16 protein-coding genes and 1 pseudogene are annotated in these 19,525 nt (G+C 58.5%); 11 read left to right on the top strand and 6 right to left on the bottom strand.

Annotated elements, in window-relative coordinates; all coding sequences use genetic code 11:
* Positions 1 to 43 precede the first annotated feature (43 nt).
* Entirely contained in the window at positions 44 to 655 is a 612-nt protein-coding gene (locus HU806_RS04945; RefSeq protein ID WP_346657149.1) for a TetR/AcrR family transcriptional regulator, read from the bottom strand.
* Positions 656 to 765: 110 nt separating this feature from the next.
* Here HU806_RS04945 and HU806_RS04950 point away from each other — a divergent pair, with 110 nt between their 5' ends.
* From HU806_RS04950 to HU806_RS04980, 7 genes are all read left to right on the top strand, one after another.
* Entirely contained in the window at positions 766 to 1,773 is a 1,008-nt protein-coding gene (locus HU806_RS04950) for an NAD(P)-dependent oxidoreductase (protein ID WP_186610311.1), read from the top strand.
* Between the two features lie 30 nt (positions 1,774 to 1,803).
* Positions 1,804 to 2,106, top strand: a complete 303-nt coding sequence (locus HU806_RS04955) for an ArsR/SmtB family transcription factor (protein WP_186610312.1) — start codon at positions 1,804 to 1,806, stop codon at positions 2,104 to 2,106.
* Between the two features lie 62 nt (positions 2,107 to 2,168).
* Positions 2,169 to 3,143 carry a zinc-dependent alcohol dehydrogenase family protein gene (locus HU806_RS04960; RefSeq protein WP_186610313.1) on the top strand — a complete coding sequence of 325 codons (975 nt, stop codon included), beginning with the start codon at positions 2,169 to 2,171 and terminating at the stop codon, positions 3,141 to 3,143.
* Positions 3,144 to 3,177: 34 nt separating this feature from the next.
* On the top strand, positions 3,178 to 3,492 hold the full coding sequence (locus HU806_RS04965) for an antibiotic biosynthesis monooxygenase family protein (RefSeq protein ID WP_186610314.1): 315 nt from the start codon (positions 3,178 to 3,180) through the stop codon (positions 3,490 to 3,492).
* 80 nt (positions 3,493 to 3,572) lie between these two features.
* Entirely contained in the window at positions 3,573 to 4,175 is a 603-nt protein-coding gene (locus tag HU806_RS04970) for a TetR/AcrR family transcriptional regulator (RefSeq protein WP_186610315.1), read from the top strand.
* 212 nt (positions 4,176 to 4,387) lie between these two features.
* A complete protein-coding gene (locus HU806_RS04975) occupies positions 4,388 to 5,071 on the top strand; it encodes a type 1 glutamine amidotransferase domain-containing protein (RefSeq protein ID WP_186610316.1) in 684 nt (227 codons plus the stop codon).
* Positions 5,072 to 5,193: 122 nt separating this feature from the next.
* Positions 5,194 to 6,333, top strand: coding sequence for an alkene reductase (locus HU806_RS04980; protein ID WP_186610317.1), 1,140 nt, complete (start codon positions 5,194 to 5,196; stop codon positions 6,331 to 6,333).
* Positions 6,334 to 6,381: 48 nt separating this feature from the next.
* Here the strand turns inward: HU806_RS04980 and HU806_RS04985 are convergent, their stop codons facing one another.
* Positions 6,382 to 7,128: a molybdopterin-dependent oxidoreductase gene (locus HU806_RS04985; RefSeq protein WP_186610318.1), complete on the bottom strand. Its 747-nt coding sequence runs from the start codon at positions 7,126 to 7,128 to the stop codon at positions 6,382 to 6,384.
* A gap of 332 nt (positions 7,129 to 7,460) precedes the next feature.
* Here HU806_RS04985 and HU806_RS04990 point away from each other — a divergent pair.
* Both HU806_RS04990 and HU806_RS04995 read left to right on the top strand, forming a co-directional pair.
* Positions 7,461 to 7,592: pseudogene (locus HU806_RS04990) on the top strand (N-acetyltransferase); the annotation flags it as partial.
* Between the two features lie 74 nt (positions 7,593 to 7,666).
* The gene (locus tag HU806_RS04995; RefSeq protein ID WP_186610319.1) at positions 7,667 to 9,520 is read left to right on the top strand and encodes an ABC transporter ATP-binding protein; all 1,854 of its coding nucleotides are present in this window, start codon (positions 7,667 to 7,669) and stop codon (positions 9,518 to 9,520) included.
* A gap of 71 nt (positions 9,521 to 9,591) precedes the next feature.
* Here HU806_RS04995 and HU806_RS05000 read toward each other — a convergent pair whose 3' ends face one another.
* Positions 9,592 to 10,758, bottom strand: coding sequence for an MFS transporter (locus HU806_RS05000; protein WP_186610320.1), 1,167 nt, complete (start codon positions 10,756 to 10,758; stop codon positions 9,592 to 9,594).
* 94 nt (positions 10,759 to 10,852) lie between these two features.
* Here HU806_RS05000 and HU806_RS05005 point away from each other — a divergent pair, with 94 nt between their 5' ends.
* Positions 10,853 to 11,746 (top strand): LysR family transcriptional regulator, encoded by an 894-nt coding sequence (locus tag HU806_RS05005; protein WP_186610321.1) that lies wholly within the window; start codon positions 10,853 to 10,855, stop codon positions 11,744 to 11,746.
* Between the two features lie 613 nt (positions 11,747 to 12,359).
* On the opposite strand, the gene HU806_RS05010 is transcribed toward HU806_RS05005, so the two are convergent.
* Genes HU806_RS05010 through HU806_RS05020 form a run of 3 tightly spaced genes read right to left on the bottom strand, consistent with a single transcriptional unit; the run spans position 12,360 to position 18,074 of the window.
* Positions 12,360 to 15,395: an AAA family ATPase gene (locus HU806_RS05010; protein ID WP_186610322.1), complete on the bottom strand. Its 3,036-nt coding sequence runs from the start codon at positions 15,393 to 15,395 to the stop codon at positions 12,360 to 12,362.
* The gene (locus tag HU806_RS05015) at positions 15,392 to 15,991 is read right to left on the bottom strand and encodes an ABC-three component system middle component 1 (protein ID WP_186610323.1); all 600 of its coding nucleotides are present in this window, start codon (positions 15,989 to 15,991) and stop codon (positions 15,392 to 15,394) included. The genes HU806_RS05010 and HU806_RS05015 overlap by 4 nt, the downstream gene beginning before the upstream one ends.
* Position 15,992: 1 nt before the next feature.
* Positions 15,993 to 18,074: an ABC-three component system protein gene (locus HU806_RS05020; protein ID WP_186610324.1), complete on the bottom strand. Its 2,082-nt coding sequence runs from the start codon at positions 18,072 to 18,074 to the stop codon at positions 15,993 to 15,995.
* A gap of 225 nt (positions 18,075 to 18,299) precedes the next feature.
* On the opposite strand from HU806_RS05020, the gene HU806_RS26455 reads away from it, so the two are divergent.
* The gene (locus tag HU806_RS26455) at positions 18,300 to 19,280 is read left to right on the top strand and encodes a tetratricopeptide repeat protein (protein ID WP_238350115.1); all 981 of its coding nucleotides are present in this window, start codon (positions 18,300 to 18,302) and stop codon (positions 19,278 to 19,280) included.
* Positions 19,281 to 19,525: the final 245 nt, after the last annotated feature.

A 19,525-nucleotide genomic window follows, 5' to 3' on the forward strand; every position in this document is an offset into this window, starting at 1 on the left:
CTTGAGGTATTGATCAAGCTTGTTGCTACGAAAGGGGCCTTGCTCAGTTCGAACCCAAAACGCCCCGGATCAGCGAAGCGAACGCTTCAATGACTTCGTTCTCGCCATGTCGCCCCCTGACCAATGCACCGGAAAGCGCCTCTCCCGCACCAACCAGGCCAACGCAGCAGCGCTCAAGCTCGACGGCGGGCAACGTTGCGTGAGGCTCGAGCACGGTCACGAACATCTGCACGCAGTTATCCAGCAGTTCCTGAAAAACCGCTGCCTTCTCTTCGCTGCCGGCCAGGGCAGCGCCCACCGCATGAAATTCGTCGGTTTTGTCCGCGGCGCACTGGATGTAGGCACTGGCCAGGACTTGAGCTGTCTCCTGCGGGCTACGCGCAGTGTTGGCCATCGCCTCACGAAAAGCGCTGACCCGCTCGGTATCGATCCACTTGTAGAGCTCGATCAGCAAGCCCGAACGGGTGCCGAAATGATCGTACACGACCGGCTTGGACACGCCAGCGCGAACGGCAAGATGCCCCAGGGTCAAGCGGTCTGCGTTTTCCTCGCGCACGATCAGCAAGGCGGTTTCGAGCAACTGCTTGCGCCGTTCGGCTTTTGAAAGCCGACGGGGCGATGAATCGGTGGGGGAGGGCTCATTTTTTTTCTGCACGCTGTCGTTCCAAATCAATAAACCTACCAATGGTAGGTGAAAGTCCGTGATGTTGTGCTAGTTTACCTACTAACAGTAGGTTGAAATTCAGGAAACGAGGAGAATTCGCAATGTCACTTGATCCTATCTTATTCATGGGCGGCTCTGGCGCCATTGGCCATCATACTGCCCGCGCCCTGCGCGCGATCCATCCCGACGTGCCGCTGTTGATTGGCGGTCGCGATCTTGCCAAGGCCCAGCGGGCCGCCGAGCAGATGAGTGGGGCGCAGGGCGTGGTGATTGATTCCACCGCCGACGACCTGGGGCTCGGCGATCGCCCGATCAGCGCCGTCGTGGTTTTCTATATGGACCACGCGCTTGTTGGATTGCGTTATGCGCAAAAACGGCGGGTGCCGCACCTCAGCATTTCCTCCGGAGTCTTCGAGATCGCGCCGGAAATCGCAATGTATATGCACACGCCTGACGCATCGCCGATTGTCCTCGGTTACGAGTGGATGACAGGCGCGACGACCGTATCGGCGCTGAGCATTGGCCGGGCGTTCAGCCGCATCAACGCTATCAGCATAAACGCGCTGGTCGACGAGCAGGACACCGGCGGCCCGACCGTCGCCAGCGATTTTGAACACCTGAATAAAATGCTGCCAGCGGCACTGACGCGGCGTGACGGTGTGTTCATCTGGCGCGAAGGCGAAGATGCCAAGAGCAGGTTCCAGGCAATAGATGGCACGGAAATCGAAGCCGCTGGTTTCTCGTCCATCGACGTCGCCGGCCTCGCCGCCGCGACGGGCGCCGCCAACGTCCAGTTCAACATTGGCATCGGCGTGAGTTCAACCCGACGCCAGGGTAAGCCAATGTCGACCGAGATCATCATCGAACTCGCGGGCGAAGGCCTTAAGGGTGAGCCGCTGCGCACACGTCACGCCGTGATTCACCCTGCGGGTACGGCGCCACTGACCGGCCTCAGCGTCGCTATGCTCCTGGAGCGACTGACTGGGTTGGACGGCCAGCCGCCGACTTCACCGGGGCTCCATTTCCCTTATCAATTGCTGAACGCTGATGTGTATCTGGAGCGCCTCAAGGAACAGGGCGGAGAGTTGCGCCAGTTGCAGGTGTATTGACATATCGAAAAATCTCGATATCCTCGGCGTATGGAACTGATCGAAATATTCAAAGCCCTCTCGAATCCTACCCGCCTTGAAATCTTGAAAGGCTTGAAGGATCCCGCAAAGAACTTCCCTCCGCAGGATGAGGGTGACGTTCTCACGGTGGGAGTCTGCGTCAGCAGTATTCAAGAGGGCATCGGACTCTCGCAATCAACGGTGTCCGGTTACCTGGCCACGTTGCAACGAGTGGGCCTGGTAGAGGTCAGGCGCATCGGTCAGTGGACTTACTACAAACGGAATGAAGCAACCATCAGCGCCCTGGCCGAGATCATTGGAAAAGAGCTGTAATTTTTTACCACGATATATCGAGATATCTCGATATCCCTTTTTGTCGATACGAGGAAACACCCATGAAAGCGATGATCCTGAAATCATTTGGCGGCCCTGAATCGTTCGAGCTCAGCGACGTACCCAAGCCCGTCCCCCAATCGGGACAAGTCTTGGTCCGAGTCCACGCGACCTCTATCAACCCGTTGGATTTCCAGGTTCGACGGGGTGATTACGCCGACCTGGTGCCGCTGCCGACCATTACCGGCCACGACGTATCTGGCGTCGTCGAAGCCGTCGGGCCGGGTGTGACGGCCTTCGTTCCAGGAGACGAAGTCTGGTATACCCCGCAAATATTTGAAGGGCCAGGAAGTTATGCCGAGTACCACGTTGCTGCCGAAAGCATTGTCGGCAAGAAGCCCGCCTCGCTGAGCCATCTTGAGGCGGCGAGCCTGACTTTGGTTGGCGGCACGGCGTGGGAAGCACTGGTCGTGCGGGCAGCGCTCAAAGTGGGCGAGAGCATTCTGATACACGGCGGCGCGGGAGGCGTCGGTCATGTAGCGATCCAGTTGGCGAAGGCCATTGGAGCGAGGGTCTTCACGACGGTGCGAGAAGCGAACTTTGAATTTGCACGAAGCATGGGGGCCGATGTGCTCATCGACTACGAAAAGGAGGATTACGTCGACGCAATCAATCGGCTAACCAATGGCCGCGGCGTCGATGTGGTGTTTGACACCATCGGCGGCAACACATTATCGCGCAGCCCCGACGCCCTCGCTCAACTTGGCCGGGTTGTCAGCATCGTGGACATTGCCCAGCCACAAAACGTCATCCAGGCCTGGGGCAAGAACGCGAGTTATCACTTCGTTTTCACTCGACAGAACCGCGGCAAGCTGGACGAGTTGAGCACCCTGATAGAGCGCGGTCAGCTGCGCCCGCACGTCGGCGCCGTCTATTCACTTGCCGACCTCGCGCTCGCCCATGCGCGGCTGGAGAGCCCCAACAACGGTCTCCAGGGAAAAATCGCGATTGCAGTCGAGCCATCGCTCATCCCATGAGTGCGCAGTCATCAAATCAGTCTGGAGAAACGCCATGATCTACGAGATCGCTCTGCTGCCTGTTCACAAAGAACGCATTGAAACGTTCAAAGGTGCATTTGCCAAGGTCGCTCCCTTGCTTACCCGCGCAAAGGGTTACTGCGGCCACTTGCTGGCGCAAGGGATTGAAACGCCCGAGCAGTTCAACCTGATCGTGCGATGGCAATCGCTTGAGGACCACACGCCAGGTTTTGAAGAGAGCGAAGACCATCGGGTGTTCATGATGGGCTTGGAGGAATATTTTTCCGAAGAACCGACGGTCTACCATATTGAGGGGGCGGCGTTTTCAGATCGTGCGCCTTTCCCCTGATCGCCCTGTCGGGGCCAAGTGGAGGAGGGCACTTGAGCCCCTGGTAGACTGATCGTCTAGTAAAGAATAAGATGCCGCCCATGAGCCGCCCAAAGACCCGCGAAACCACCGACGTCCGCCAGGAAATCCTCGATGTAGGCCAACGAATCATGGCCGCGAAAGGATATTCCGCCGTGGGCTTGAACGAAATCCTGGCTACCGCTGGTGTGCCGAAAGGGTCTTTTTACCATTACTTCGGTTCAAAGGACGCTTTCGGCGAGGCGCTGCTGGAAAGCTATTTCGAGGCCTATCTGGCCGAGCTGGATGAAGTCCTGGCGTTGCCTGGCCTGACCATGGCCCAGCGCCTGATGAAATACTGGGACATCTGGCAGCAAACCCAATCGTTCCAGGACTGCCAGGGTAAATGCCTGGCGGTAAAACTGGGCGTGGAGGTGGCCGACCTTTCGGAGACGATGCGCGCAGTGCTCAAGCGAGGTACGTCGGGTATTACCGACCGCATTGCGCAGGCGATCGAGACCGGCGTCGCGCAAGGATCACTGGAAACCGCCGGGGAACCCCATGCGGTCGCGCAGAGCCTTTATCAATTGTGGGTCGGCGCCAGTGTCATGGTGAAAATAACCAAGAGTGTCCAGCCTTTTGAGACGGCGATGTCGACGACGCGTCAGATTCTCAACCTTTCCTGATCTTTGTTGGCGGGCCGCGTTCCTCGCGGTCTCGATACATCTCCAAAACCTCCAGTAAAACGATCGCAAAAAAAAACTAAAAGACAACTAGACGACTGGTCTAATTGTCATTAAGGTAGCCACACGTCGAGACGGCCTAGCAACTTCCGATCTGCCCAGCTACTAGACGACCAGTCTAATAAACTCTCTATCTGAAATTGGACGATCCAAAAATGAAAATCCTCATGGTACTGACTTCCCACGACACTCTTGGCGACACCGGCCGTAAAACCGGCTTCTGGCTCGAAGAACTGGCGGCGCCTTACTACGCGTTCCTGGACGCCAACGCTGAGATCGTCCTGGCTTCGCCAAAAGGTGGGCAGCCGCCGCTTGATCCGAAGAGTAACGAGCCTTCGTTCCAGACTGAGCTGACTCGCCGTTTCGAGGCTGACCGTGCGGCCACCGCATTGCTCGCCAGCACCGTGCGTCTGGACAGTGTCTCGCCAGACGATTTCGATGCTGTCTTCTATCCGGGTGGTCATGGCCCGCTGTGGGATCTGGCGGAGGATCCGGTCTCGATCCAGTTGATCGAATCCTTCCAATCCGCCGGCAAACCCGCGGCGTTGGTGTGCCACGCACCTGGCGTGCTCCGCCACGTCAAGAAGCCTGACGGCACTCCGCTGGTTCAGGGCAAAAAAGTCGCTGGCTTTACCAATTCCGAAGAAGAGGCGGTGGGCCTGACCGACGTAGTGCCGTTCCTGGTGGAGGACATGCTCAAGGCCAACGGCGGCGTTTATTCCAAAGGCGCTGACTGGTCTTCCTACGTGGTTCGGGACGGCCTGCTGATCACCGGCCAGAACCCGGGGTCTTCAAGCGAAGCCGCGACGGCCCTGATAGACCTGCTCAACAACGTCTGAAGACGGGGCCAGGGCCGCGGCCGCGAAGGCTCGGCCCATGGCCTCGACGAATACCTCAACTGCAGATACCCAGCCCGGGCGGTCTTCGAGCCGCCGAGACTGACGCACCCAGGAATCGAATCATGGAACACCGCTCGCTGTTCGAGCCCACTTCAATGGGCGCTATCACCCTGAAGAACCGCATCGTCATGCCGCCGCTTACCCGCCAGCGCAGTAGCCAGCCCGGCGACGTACCGACGCTCCTTATGGCGCGCTATTACCAGCAGCGTGCCAGCGCTGGCTTGATCATCAGCGAAGGCACCCAGATCGAACCCCGCGGCAAGGGCTATGCCTGGACGCCGGGCATCCACAGCCAAGCGCAGATCGATGGCTGGCGCACCGTGACCGAGGCCGTGCACGCTGAAGGCGGGGTGATCTTTGCCCAGCTGTGGCATGTCGGCCGCGTGTCCCATCACGCACTGCAACCGGACAAAGCCGCTCCCATCGCGCCGTCGCCGGTCCAGGCGCAGAAAGCCAAGGCGTTTATCGAAACCGGTCCAGGCCTCGGCACGCTGGTCGAGCCGTCCATCCCCCGGGAGCTGAGCGTTGCCGAAATCAAGGCGCTGGTCGAACTCTACGCCCAGGCCGCGCGCAACGCCTTGAGCGCCGGGTTCGATGGCGTCGAAATCCACTCGGCCAACGGCTATCTGGTCAACCAGTTCATTTCCGCCCATGCCAACCTGCGCACCGATGAATACGGCGGTTCGCTGCACAATCGCCTGCGTTTCTTGCGTGAGGTCGTGCAAGCTGTCAGCGCGGTGGTCGGCCCCGATCGCCTGGGTGTGCGCTTCTCGCCGCTGTTCTCAAGTACCGAAGAAGACCGCGTCTACATTGGCTTCGTCGAGGACGACCCGCATCAGACGTACATCGAAGCCATCAAGTTGCTTGAGCAAGAGGGCGTAGCCTACCTGTCCATCGCCGAAGCCGATTGGCCGAACGCTCCGGACCTGCCCGAAGCATTTCGCCGTGAGGTAAGAAGTACCTTCACCGGACGGATTATCTATGCCGGGTTGTACACCGCCCCCCGCGCGGCGCGCCTGATCGAGTCAGGCATGGCCGATCTGGTTGCGTTCGGTCGGCCATTTATCGCCAACCCCGACCTGCCACGGCGCATCGCCAATGGCTGGCCGTTGAATGCCCTGAACACCACGGGGCTGTACGGCGGAGATGAACAAGGGTTCACGGATTACCCGCGATATTTCCCGGCCAAAGCAGCCGTTTGAGCGAAGGTTTTTCGCATGGCCGACTATCAAGCCCGGCGGAACTGCGAGTTAATTTACGTTCGATCTTTCGAGTGACTGGATCCGGACCGCCCCGTTACCCGTAGCCCTCAAAATAGCATTGCACAGGGCCCGGGCAACAGGTGCGTAACTGGTCTGGCTGGGCTGGCCGGCTTCGCGAGCCCCGGTGGGATTGATCAGGTGCACCGCGATCTGTCCTGGCAGCCAAGAGACCAGTGGCCAGCGGGTACGATAGGCAGGTTTAGCCCGGGCGTCTCCGGTGGTCGGATCAAAATCGCAGGACGTTACAAACGCTATTCCCATCAGACAAGCGCCTTCGAGCTGCGAGCGCACGCGACCAGAATTTGCCAAGCAACCCAAGTCCGCAACCACGACCGCGTCATGAATGATCAAGCGGCCTTCGTCGCTCACCTCGATATCGAGTACGACCGCCATGCAGGTTTGCGCGTCATAGTGGGCGGCGATGCCTTGCGCCCGACCATGTCTTGGGAGCGTGCCCCAATGAGCTTTCCTTGCCGCTTCGGTGATAACGCTCCGCATTCGGTGGCTATCGACGCTTGATGAGTGCCAAGTGTCGTCGTTCGTCGTCGATGCCGGATCAATCAGCGAAAGCAGGTAATCCTTGTGATCAAGCTTGCAGGCGCGCACTTGCGCGGCCATGAATCGCTGTTCGGCGAACAGCCGGAGCAACAGGCCTTTCCTGTCCAGATTGCTGTCGAGTGTCGATTGCCAGGTAAATTGCTCGAGAGCGCTGACGTGCGCATCAGGATGGCTCATTGCGTTTCTCCTTCCGGCTGATGGCAAGAGTTTCAGCTAAAGCGACGGGGCCTGGTCGCGGCACCGCAGGGGCTGCCAGGAAGTACTTTAGGGGAGAGGATCTGACCTCAGGGTGACGGTCGGCTGACAGGAACATGTCAAACGCGCAGGCGAGACATATGCGCCGCCCAATACCGCCGCCTTAAATGGGCGAGAAGACGCCCATCGATGATGGCTGAATTATGCAACCACCTGGGTGTCTCCAGCCCGTGCCAAAATTGCCGATGCCGAGGGCGACTTGGGAAACCCTGAGCCCAGTCTTGCCAAACGATAGATATTTCATGGTCTACTCCGTTGAATGGTTGCGAGTCCCTTCCTCGATCACGGCAGAAGCGTTTTATTGCTCCCTGGGTTTTCGCAAGGTTCGCGACGCGTTTCACGGCGCGGAGCGCACAGTCGTCATGGAAAAATCTTTGAACGGATAATCTTGCCCTCCATCCAAACCCTTCAAAGCAATCTCTAGCTGCCAATCTCCTTATTGGATCGTCATGGAGACACCATGCTTCACGCATTTGAACAACGGCTCGACCCTTTTCCGCCCGACGAGGTGCCGCCACCACCGGATGGTCTGGCGCGGTTCCTGTGGGCCTGCACGCGGGGCGCCCGCGGTTATATCCTTGCCTTCGCGCTGCTCAGTGCCGGTGTGTCGATCTACGAAGCCTGGCTTTTTTCGTTTCTCGGACAGGTCGTCGACCTGCTTTCGACCTGGCAGGCTGGCGGCGATGCGGCGGGGCAGGAGAGCCGGGTGTTGTGGGGCATCGGCATCATGCTGGTGACCAGCATCGGGCTGGTCGCGTTGCGCACGATGGTGCAGCACCAGGTATTGGCGATCAATTTGCCGCTGCGGCTGCGCTGGGATTTTCATCGGCTGATGCTGCGGCAGAGCCTTTCGTTCTTCTCGGATGAATTCTCCGGCCGGGTCACCACCAAGGTCATGCAAACGGCGCTGTCGGTGCGCGAGGTGCTGTTCACCCTCATCGAGATCGTTCCCGGGATCGGCGTGTATTTCATCGCGATCATCGCCCTGGCCGGCGGCTTTGACCTGAAGCTGATGCTGCCTTTCATTGCCTGGGTGGCGTTGTTCGGCCTGGCCATGCGGTACTTCGTGCCGCGCCTCGAGAAGGTGGGGCAGGAGCAGGCCAACGCGCGGTCATCAATGACCGGGCGGGTCTCGGACGCCTATACCAACATCACCACGGTGAAGCTGTTCTCCCACTCCAAACGCGAAGCACACTTCGCTCGCGCTGCCATGGAAGATTTCAAGCAAACCGGTTTTCGCCAGATGCGCTTGGTCAGCCAGTTCGAGATCGTCAATCAAGCCTTGGTCGTCGCATTGATCATGGGTTCGGGCGGTTATGCGCTGTGGCTATGGCATCAAGGCGAAGTCGGAACCGGTGCCGTGGCGGCGATTACGGCCATGGCGTTGCGCATCAATGGCATGTCGCACTGGATCATGTGGCAGATGACTTCGCTGTTTGAAAACATCGGCACGCTGCAGGATGGCATGGAGACCTTGACGCGCGGCCCCAAGGTTCAGGATGCGCCGGACGCCGGTGTGCTGGTGACCACCGGCGGTGCGGTGACCTTCGACCACGTCAGCTTCAATTACAACGGCGAACGCCAGGTGCTTGATGGCCTGAGCCTGAGCATCCGAGCAGGTGAAAAGATCGGCCTGGTAGGTCGCTCCGGTGCCGGCAAATCCACGCTGATCAACCTGCTGCTGCGCTTCTACGACGTGGACAGCGGTGAGATTCGAATCGACGGGCAAAACATCGCGCAGGTCACCCAAGACAGTCTGCGCAGCGCCATCGGTATGGTCACTCAGGACACGTCCCTGTTGCACCGGTCCATCCGCGACAACATTGCCTACGGTCGCCCCGACGCCACGGATGAGGAAATACGCAGTGCCGCGGCCAGCGCCCAGGCGGATGGTTTCATCAATCAACTGAGCGACAAGCAAGGCCATAGCGGTTACGACACCCTGGTGGGCGAGCGTGGCATCAAGCTTTCGGGCGGCCAGCGTCAGCGCATCGCCATTGCCCGAGTGATGCTGAAAAATGCCCCGATCCTGCTGCTGGACGAGGCCACCAGCGCGCTGGATTCGGAAGTCGAGGTAGCCATCCAGGAAAGCCTGGATGAAATGATGAAGGGCAAGACGGTGATCGCCATCGCTCATCGGCTGTCCACGATCGCGGCGATGGACAGGCTCATCGTCATGGATGAAGGGCGGATCATCGAGCAAGGCACCCACGCCGAATTGCTCGGCAAGAACGGCACCTATGCGCGATTGTGGCACCACCAGAGCGGCGGGTTTCTGGGGGAGGATCAGGGGGTGGTTGAGTGCTTGGATTAGCCCAGCCTGGAGCGACCTTCAGCGCGCGCTCCAAGTGTTGTGCAGAGAGCAGAGCAGGGGGGCTGGTTTCGTCACACCGCCTCAGCCGCAACAACCCTGGAACGCCAGGCAAAAGCCAACACCATCAGCAACCCCAGACCCGCCATTGCCGCTCCGGCCAGCGAAATTGCTGGATAACCCAACCCCGCGTTGATCACCGCGCCGCCGAGCGCTGCACCGATCGCGTTGCCGAAGTTGAAGGCACCGATATTCACTGCCGAGGCCAGATTCGGTGCGTCCTTGGCGGCTTCCATCACGCGCATTTGCAATGGAGGCACCAAGGCAAAACTGGCGATGCCCCAGATCAAGATGGCAACTGCGGCCGGCAGTGGCCAGCGCATCAGCACGGTGAACGCCAGCAGCACGAGAATCAGCACGCTCAGCGAAACGATCAGGGTGCGGTCTATCGAGCGATCCGCGGCCTTGCCGCCCCACATATTGCCCAGCGTCAGCCCCACACCGAACAGCACCAGCATGGCAGTGATAAAGGTAGTGGATGCATGAGTCTCACTGGTCAGGATCGGGGCGATATAAGTGAAAACGGTGAACATCGCACCTGAACCGACTACGGTCAGGGCCAACGCTCCCAGTACCGGCCCACGGCCCAGCACCCGGATTTCGGCCAGCACACCTTTTCCTTGCGGTGCCGGCAGGTTGGGCAGGGCGAACCACAACGCGGCCATAGTCACTACGCCCAGGCCGGTAATCCCCCAGAATGCGCTGCGCCAGCCAAACAATTCGCCAAACCAGGCGGCAAGCGGCACACCGCCGATGGTCGCCAGGGTCAGGCCCATGAACATGGCCGCGACCGCCCCGGCACGTTTCTGTGGGGCGACCACGCTGGCAGCGACGATAGAGCCAACGCCAAAGAAGGCACCGTGGTTCAGTGAGGTCACCACCCTGGCGAACATCAGGCTGTAGTAATCGGTCGCCAGGGCTGACATCAGATTTCCCACGGTGAAAATCGCCATGAGTCCGATCAGCAGGTAGCGCCGCGGAATCCTCCCGGTGGTCAGGGTCATCAGCGGCGCGCCGAGCAGTACGCCCAAGGCGTAAGCACTGACCAACAGACCCGCGGCGGGAATGGAAACGCCGAGATCCGCAGCGATGCCCGGCAACATGCCCATGGGGGCAAACTCGGTCACGCCGATGCCAAAGGCACCGATGGCGAGTGCGACAAGTGGTGGATTGATACGCATGGAAGTCTCCTCATCTGTGCAGCAAATGCTACGATGCGGCCTTTTCAGGCGGTAGATAGCATTTCTGGCAAAGACCTTTGCCTACGGAGCACAAATGGACTTCAACGGTAGATCAGGTGAAATGACGATTTTCGCCACGGTGGCGCAGGAGGGCAGCTTGTCGGCCGCCGCCCGAGCATTGGGCCTGACACCTTCGGCGGTCAGTCGGATCATTGCGCGTACCGAACATCGTCTTGGCACCCGGTTGCTGTTGCGCACCACTCGAGCGATCACTTTCACCGCCGAGGGCGAGGCTTACCTGCGCGGTGCCCGGCGTATCCTGGCCGACATGGCCGAGGTCGAAGACGCCATCGCCGACCAGGGCGTGCCAAAGGGCCGTCTGCGGGTCAGTGCAGCCCTCGGCCACGGGCGCCAGGCGATCGTTCCCTTGGTGGCAGCATTCAGCGCTCGCTATCCGAACATCGTCGTCGACCTTACCCTAGGCGATGAAGTGGTCGATATTCTCGGTGGCCAGGCCGACGTGGCGGTGCGGTTCGGCTATCTACCCGACAGCCCGCTGACAGCGCGCAGGATCGGCGACACCGGCCAGGTGGTGGTAGCGTCGCCAGAGTATTTAGAGCGCCATGGCACACCCATGGAACCGGAAGACCTGCTGCGGCACAACTGCTTGCGCTTCAATTTCCGTCGCGCTGAACCGAACTGGCCGTTCACCCGCGACGGCAAAGAATTTTCCCTGAAGGTCAGCGGCAACATTGAATGCAGCAGCGGAGAGGCGCTGGCGCAATTCGCACGCGTAGGCGCCGGCATCGCACGTATCGGCGAGTTCAGCGTGGCCGAGGATCTGCGGCGCGGCGATTTGGTGCAGCTACTGGATAGCTGGAATCCCGGAGATCGTGAGCCGATTCATGCAGTCTTCGTTGGAGGCGCAGCAATGCCTGCGCGGGTGCGGGTGTTTGTTGACTTTCTGCTGGAGCATCATCGGATGTGAGCGGTAGCCCAGTGTTGTAAGTAAAATCGAGTTGCGCAGCAATGGTACGTTCTACGCTACCCAGCACACGCCAGGCTATGTACATACGTATCTTCCAGCTGGGAGCCGTCAAATATGCGCACCGGGTCATACAGGTCAAATCCTGACGCAGCCACCTCAGCATCGAACGACAAAAGAGCGGTGGTGGATCGTCCGTTGTCAGACCCATCCTTGGCCATAGCATCTACCCAGCACAAGAGTAACCAAACGACTGAAATTTACTGAGCAGCCGACTTTCCGCCTTACCGATGACATGGCTAGCCACCTCATGATCACCCTTTTTGGATTTGACGGGAGCAAAGCTTGCCTGACATGGATATCGTTCTTTTATTGTTGTTTCATCCCATGATGCCTATGGAGCGGAAGCCGGAGCAATCGATTTGAAAAGATTATTTAGTTAAGGCAGAGCGAACTTTGCGCGATGTTGTGATGTAGTAGCTGATGAGTTTGGAGGCTGGGAGGCAGTGATTGGGCCGCAGCGAGTCTGAATTGCCGCCGGCGGCGTGGGGAGTATTTGACCGTGCCGGATCAACACCCGGCACGGCCGCTTCAGCATTCAGATCCTCTTTACTGCTCACACATCGTCGAGCGCTGGTGGTGACTGCTCATCAATTGTGATCTGGCTTCTACCCGGCCAAGGGGTTTCCACCGCAGTTACGCCCTCAGGGGTGGGAGCAAGTGACCATATGCGTGCTTCGATCCCATCATTTTGCAGTTTGCGCATGAAGTAACGGGCCTGAAGGGCATCGTGGGTGGCGATGACCACCTGGAAGCCATGATCGATGATGTAGTCGCGAAGCACATCAAAGACGGACGCGGCATGCACTAGGTCGTGATGCTGTGTGGGGTCATCAAGGAGGAGTCCGCGCCACGGAGACCACTGATGTTCCAAGGCCATTGACAGCAGGAACGTCAGTTGCAGATCCGTCAGTTGAGCCTCACTGGCTATCGAGGGTACCGGGGCTAACCCTCCGTGGAGCGGCACAGATACTTCAGCACGCGCCTTCTGATAGGAGCTTCGGAAACTCAGGTTCGTCCCGGTGAACCTTTGCTCCCTGACCACGCGTTTTAGCAGTGCTTGCCACCGAGGCATCACTGCCTGAACGTTTTTCTGGACGTTCGCGATTTCCGAGGAAAGGGACTGGTTAAGTGACTCCATTGCTGCAGACAATTGCGATAGGCGCTGCATGCCCGTTCGCTTCGACTCGACCTGTTGGTTGAGGTGAGTCGAGAACTCATTTTCCGTCCGCTCGCCGCGCCTTCGATCGAGAAGGCCCTGAGCGAGACGGGCCTGCTCTATCTTGCTCCACGCGCCAATCTCGATCTTGATGGTCTGAAGCGTCTCCGAGTGCCTGGTAAGCTCAGTACTGATGGACTGCAACTGAGCCTCATGGCTGCTCGCAACCGCGGCAGTGGGATCGCCAGCAAATGAGAACTGACGCCAGGACGCTCTGATCGTAGCCAGTCGGGCTTGCACTTCAGACAGCTGTGTTTCCAAACCAGCTGCGGCGGTTGTGGCATCTGTCAGCTGAGCCTGCTGACGATCCAAGGCGGACTGCTCGGCAATCAACTTGGCACCTAGCTCAACGAGCTGATTGGCGTTCTGGTTCTGCGCGGTGGACAGATCTTCCAAGGATTGAGCTGGCGGGGCGTCGGCGGTGATCGCTGCCAATGCCGCAGTCGCTTGCTCCAGCCTGCTACTGGCTTCTGAGCGGGCCTGCCGCGCAGCGTCAACTGCACGAATAGCGGAGTCGTATTCGTTCCTGGTTTGCTCAAAGACTTCTGAGCTTACCCGCGGCGCGAGGTTGCGTTGTTTCTCGTCCAGTTGCAGTTTCGAAGCGACATTGGCATCAACGCGAAGCCGGATGGACTCTTTCGCCAAGGGAACCGTATCGCCGCCGAGCAGATTGTTCGAGCTGATCTCGACGATATCCGCTGTCAGGTATTCCTGCTGTGACTCCAGTTGAGTAATCCCGTGCTTGCGTGCTCTGAGTTCGGCCTCAGCATTCGTCACTGCCTCTGTACAGTCACGCAGAACATCAGCGGCCTTTTTTACACGTCGTTCGGCTTCGACGACATTTGGGTCGATAGCCGCTAGTGCCTTGGCGACACGCTCATGTAATCCGACCGCGCCATGCTCTTCGCCACACAGCGGGCAATCACCGCGGTCGGGAGGCAAGTGGGCCGCGATGGCTGCAACTGCTTGGCGTATTGAGTCAGCCGCAGATGTCAGACTTTCATGATGACTCTTGGCTGCCTGATCTTCTTCCTCAGCGGTCGCTCTGGCTGATAGCGCAACACTAAGCTGTTCGCTAAGGCGCTCTTCATGTGCTTCCTCGCCGCTGATGGTGCCGGTAACTTCTGCAACGTGCTGAAGGGTCAGCTCCCAGCGACCCAGGAGTTCTTGAGCCGTGAGGAGGTCGGCATCTATTTGCAGCAGCGTCTTGCGCTGTCCATTGATCAGGTCATGTTGAACACCGAGCTGCTCGTGTCCTTCGTGCACTCTGCGGGCCGTAGAGGCGTGCGAGTCAGCGACGGTGAGGGCGTCGTCGGTTGTCTCCAGCATTTGCTGGCGTTGTTCAACCGTCTCCTTGGCGTTGGTCTCATTCACGTATCGATTGAGTTGCTGAGCAATCGTGTCGCGTTCAGTTTCTGCGGTGACCAAATCTCGTTGAAGCTGCTCAAGGGCTGCCACGGCCGCCGAGCGATGTTCTTTCTTCTGGTTCAGTTCCTGCGTCGCGGAGATGAACTCGGCACTGAGCTGCTCTGAACGAGCTTGTTCAGACGCAAACCGGCCTATGAGCCCGTCGACCTCAGCCAATTCCTTGATCTGTTCACGAAATCGCTCGAGCTTGTTTTGAACCAGTTGCTCCAGCGCATCATGCACCGTCTCCAACCCATCTTGGCCCAGTGGCGGTACGAGCAGGCCGGAAGGCAATTGGTCGAAGCTTTGCGCCTGTTGGGCAATGTCCGATATCGACTCGGCAATGCTTTCCCTGCTGCGAAGCGCCCCTTGGGTTTGAACAGCCGCTTGGTCTCGGTCAAGGCTCAGGCTTTGCCATTCGGCAAACTCGGCTTCCAGCGAATCCAGCGACGCTCTCGCTTGCTTGAGCTGCTCTGTGAGCGCTCGCCGGATGCTACCGAGAGCAGAGCTTACCTGGCTGCCGTCCTTACCAATAGGCAACCGTTCCAACTGGGAGCCCGCGACCTTTGGATCTGCCTTGACTAGCCATTCACCCTCGCGCTGATCAAGCAGGTGGGTGAGCCTGAGCAGAAAGGGAATGTCAGCAGGATCTTTCGAGGGAAATAAAAGGCTCAGATCACCCGTTGTCTCGACGTCTCCGCTTTTGTTGACTTGGGCACTGGCTTGCAGATCACCGAAATCAAGGCTCACTCGGGCCATGGATTGAGAGTCTCGGATGATCGGGACAAGGTTTCCGTCGAGGCGAGAGATCTTGCCAGTCAATGCGAACTCGACTGCTTCAAAGATCGCAGTTTTCCCGGTGCCATTAGGGGCGAGCAATATCGTGGCCCCTCGGCTGAGCTCAATCTTCGTTTCGGCGCCAAACCGGCGGATGTTCGAGAGCGTTATGGACTTTAACTGATTCATTTCTCGTCCTCTTCGCCAAACGCCGAAACCTTAAGGGCTTCAGCGATCTCGCCGCCCGATTTGCCAGACAGCAGGAGTTCGCGCCATTCATCGCGATGCGGCTTGACCCACGTATGCGCCAGGACAAGGGCGCTGAGGGAAGCTGACAATGGGTCACTAATGCTGTCGGAGCTGCCAGGAATCGAAAGCGTTGCAAGGAAGCTACGGTCGAGAAAGGAACCGGCGTCTTCGCCCTCTCTGACGACTACCTTTCTGCAGAAACGGTCGTCCGTCTCGAGACGAGCAGCATCCTCAGACTCGATACCTTCAATGAGCATGAACATGTAGAGATCAGCAGTTTGCGGCTCTGGGAGCATGTCACGGACATCTGCCGCCCACCGAAACGCTCCCTGAATTTTGGCTACGTCGTAGGGAAAGGCGGCGACCAAGACCGTCCGCCAGCCGGCACCCTCCCGATTAACCCGTTTCAGCTGCATCCCGGCGCTCGCGATCTCAGTCAACGGCGATGGCAATTCCACCGAGTCGGGATAGGAGACCTCATAGCGACTTTCGGCACGATTCGAGATGGCTTCAACCATCTCCGAGATTGTTAACATTTCAGATTCCTTTCGTGTTCGTATCGATGGCGGACTGGCGCGCGAGCAGTCGATCTTGCAATTGTTTACTAAAGTGTTGCCGCACCGTGGCCAGTGTGCCGAAGCGCAATTGATTGAATACTCCAGAGCGGGTCACGAGCAGATGTGGTCGGCGTTCTGCGGCCATGCTGGTGGCCGACTCTGCATCGTCAGCCATACCTGTATTCAACAGTTCTGAAGGGGGAGTGCTGACCCCCGACAGAATCACGACTGGGGCAGGGGACGGGCCGATAACGTTGATCAACGGATCGTCGGATATCTCACGAACTTCAGGGGCTCCAGTTGCCGGGCCAGACCAGTACTTGAGGGCAATACTCAGCACCTCCCCAAAATCCGGGAAGTGCTTCCAGGCAGTGCCTGTGCCTCCAACCCCCACTGCGACCAGCAAGAGTAATTCGACGGCGCTAACCAACAGGTCTACGGTGCGAGGGCCAAGGCGAAGCGCGTGGGTGGCATTTTTGCCTTCCGTTTCCGGATACAGAAGCTGCTCCAGAAATTGACGACGGCTCTCGGGATTCTTGGTGAATCCGTCCAACCACTCCAGCCAGATCGCTTCCATAGCATCAGCAAGGGCAGGGTCTTTTACAGCTATTAGTTTTGTAGAGACTGTTTGAGTTAGTCGTTGCCACACCGCGTCGTCCATGGCGCTTGCGAGCGCTGCAGCTTCCGCTCGAGCAGCACTCAGGGTCTTGAACTCATGATCCAGGGAGCACACGAGCCGCTCAGCGTTCTCCATCCACGGGAGATCTTTGAGGTCGCTCTCAGCGCAACCGAGGGTGTGCCCGACTTCATGGCCTACGCTGCTGCGCCAGGCTGGCTCGCCCAGCATCAGGCTTTGACTACCATGTGGCAGGTGCAGCGCCATTCGCAATATCGCGGATGGGAGCGTGAGGTTTGCTCCGATGGGAGGCGCGTACGCTGCGTACACCCTAAGCCTCCGATTCCCTGGAGCACTGCCCCAAAGGTGATCTACGACGCCCTGCGCTGTTCGGGGGACGAGCGCACCGAGATCATGGGTACCAGAAAACGACCAGGTCTTTCCAGCATGCTGGACTTCATCCCCTAGCAGGTATTGAGCCCAAGTTTCGATATCGGGGCGAAGCTCGTCTCTGAGCTCATGGATAATCGCGTGACACCCCAGGGCCGAAACGTCAGAGACCTCGGCGGTGATCACCGAAATCAGCCGTTCAAGGGCGCGTTCCGGATTCGTGAAATGCCTGCCTAGGGATTGGACTGAGCGCTGCTGCAATGTCGCGTCGTTCCCGATGCAGACGACCGTAACACGCTTGAGGGTGTCGATGATCTGCGACCAGTCTTCGAAGCCACACCAGGTCGTAAGCCAGAGATGAGCCCGGGTTGTCGGCCCGTCGACACGCTTAGCCAGGTCATCGGGGTTGAGCCCTACCTGGCGACACAGCTTACACAGCTCGTCCAGATGGTTAACGGTCAGGTCGTCCTTGATGCTTAGGTGTGCCCCTAAAAGCGTCAACTGAAATCGACGTTCAGGCAATTGGGCGAATGTGCCGGCGCGAGCGTGCTTGGCTAAGCTTGAAAAGGCCGAATCAAGAACGGAAAGGCTGCCCTTGGCCGCGTCAGCATCATCGTCAGCATCTGCGGGATCGTCTGTGGCAACCGGTGTAACAACAGCTTCGTCCGCACCAATATCTTCACCCGCACCAATAGGCTTGTCCGTAACTAAGGCTTCGGAGGCAGCCTTGCCACCCTTGGCGGCTTTTGCAACTTTGGCGGCTTTGTTCTTTTCGCGGGTGAGTCTCCGCTTTGCAAGTTTGCCCAGATATACCTGCATATCGGGGTCTTTGGTGCAGAAGGGCGTGCTCTGACGCTTGATTTGCAGGTGCTCGAATGACTCTCGTGAATGAACGATTACGACATCATCCCACTCTTCGATACCACCTTGCTCAGCACCAATCTCTAGCGGAGCCCGACGCCCGTCTAGGAATTTTTCCAGCATGTCCGACAAGCGCTGAGCAATGACCAGTTTCTCGTAAAGCGACTTCTGCTCCAGCCGAAACCGTCTGATCATACTGACATCCCTTTACTTCATTATCTCGTTGGCCAGCTCCGCTGGCAGTTCGCCATATCTTAGCACTTGGCGGCTGACGGCCGTACTGGCGCGCTGCGCTTGCGCAGACAAGCAGACAAGCAGACACGGATTATCCACCGTACAGGGCATGAGGTTGTTTCATCATGGCAAGCTATGTTTACTGAACATTGATATTCAGGCCATTGCCAAGGGGGGCGGGCAGCGATGGGCATGTGGGACTGGTTGTTTGGGAAGCGTAAAGCTGTGCGCGTTGAATCTCCACCTAAGAATCCAAGCGGCAGCGCCCGCTTTGAAATCAAGGGTGGACTGCTTACCTTGCCAACCCGTGGTTACTACGGGCTCTACAAGTACTCACCTAAGAAGGCGTGGGTGATCTCCTGGAACGATTCGACGCCAGACGGGCGGCGTGGCGGGCACCGTGAGGAGGGTGAGGGCAGGTATGTCCTTATTGATGTCGCCAACGATGCTGTTTTGGTCGATGCCAGGATGCCTCGACCGAACAACGGAGCGGTCGCAGAAAATGGTACGTTTTGTCTGGAAGACTGGCATTTCGGAAGCACGCTGTCCGGCACATTCCACGTCTTCACTTCTCAGGGCCTACCGATAATCACCAAGGTGCTGACCGCAAATATTCTGCAGAGTGGGATTTCTCGTAATGGCCTCCTGGCGTATTGCCTGACCGCAAATAGCCCGACGGAGAATGGTCGTAAGCTCGCTCTGTATGACCTCAAAGAAGGCGTGGAGCTTTTCGTGGTGACGCCGCAGCGTGCCTTTGAGCACATCGGGTTTGATGAGAAGTCGCTGCAGCTGGTGGTCAAGGTCTCAGGAGGAGGCGAGTACCGTTACGGGCCTGACGGGGCTCTGGTGGATGAGGACGCCGCAGATGAAGCCATGCTGAGCTCGACCAACTATACGGAGGTCATTCTAACTGCCGAGGCCATGCTACAGGCTGGATGCCCCACGTCTGAATTGGAGAGGATTCTGGCCGGGGTGATTGGATCACGAGCTCTGGGCGCGGACGCTGACCCAGCGTGGAAGCCGACGGCTTTGAAGGTACAGGGGCTTGCGCATGAGGCGCTTGGCCAAGCTCGCGAGGCTATCGGGTGTTATGAGGAGGCTCTGCGCCTGAATCCGAAGATTGGAGTTAAGAGGAAGCTGGATTCGCTGTTAAAACGGCAAGGCTAAACTCAGCGATTGGGCATGGGACAAGCGGTAATGAAGCGGCCAGACGTGCGAGGCCATCACCAAGGTTTAGCCCATTCTGCGAATGATTCGAATGTCGGCCGTGGAAGATTTGTCGATGCAGCGGCAGCGAGCACGGCGCAAGGTCAAGGCTAGGTGTCAGTACCGATGCAAAACTGACCCACCCTACCGGTTGAAAACTGACCCACTTGGGCAAAATGCAGCTTTTGCGAGCTGCCCATGCTGTC

Source organism: Pseudomonas sp. SWRI154 (assembly GCF_014268645.1).
Classification (GTDB): Bacteria; Pseudomonadota; Gammaproteobacteria; order Pseudomonadales; family Pseudomonadaceae; genus Aquipseudomonas; species Aquipseudomonas marvdashtae.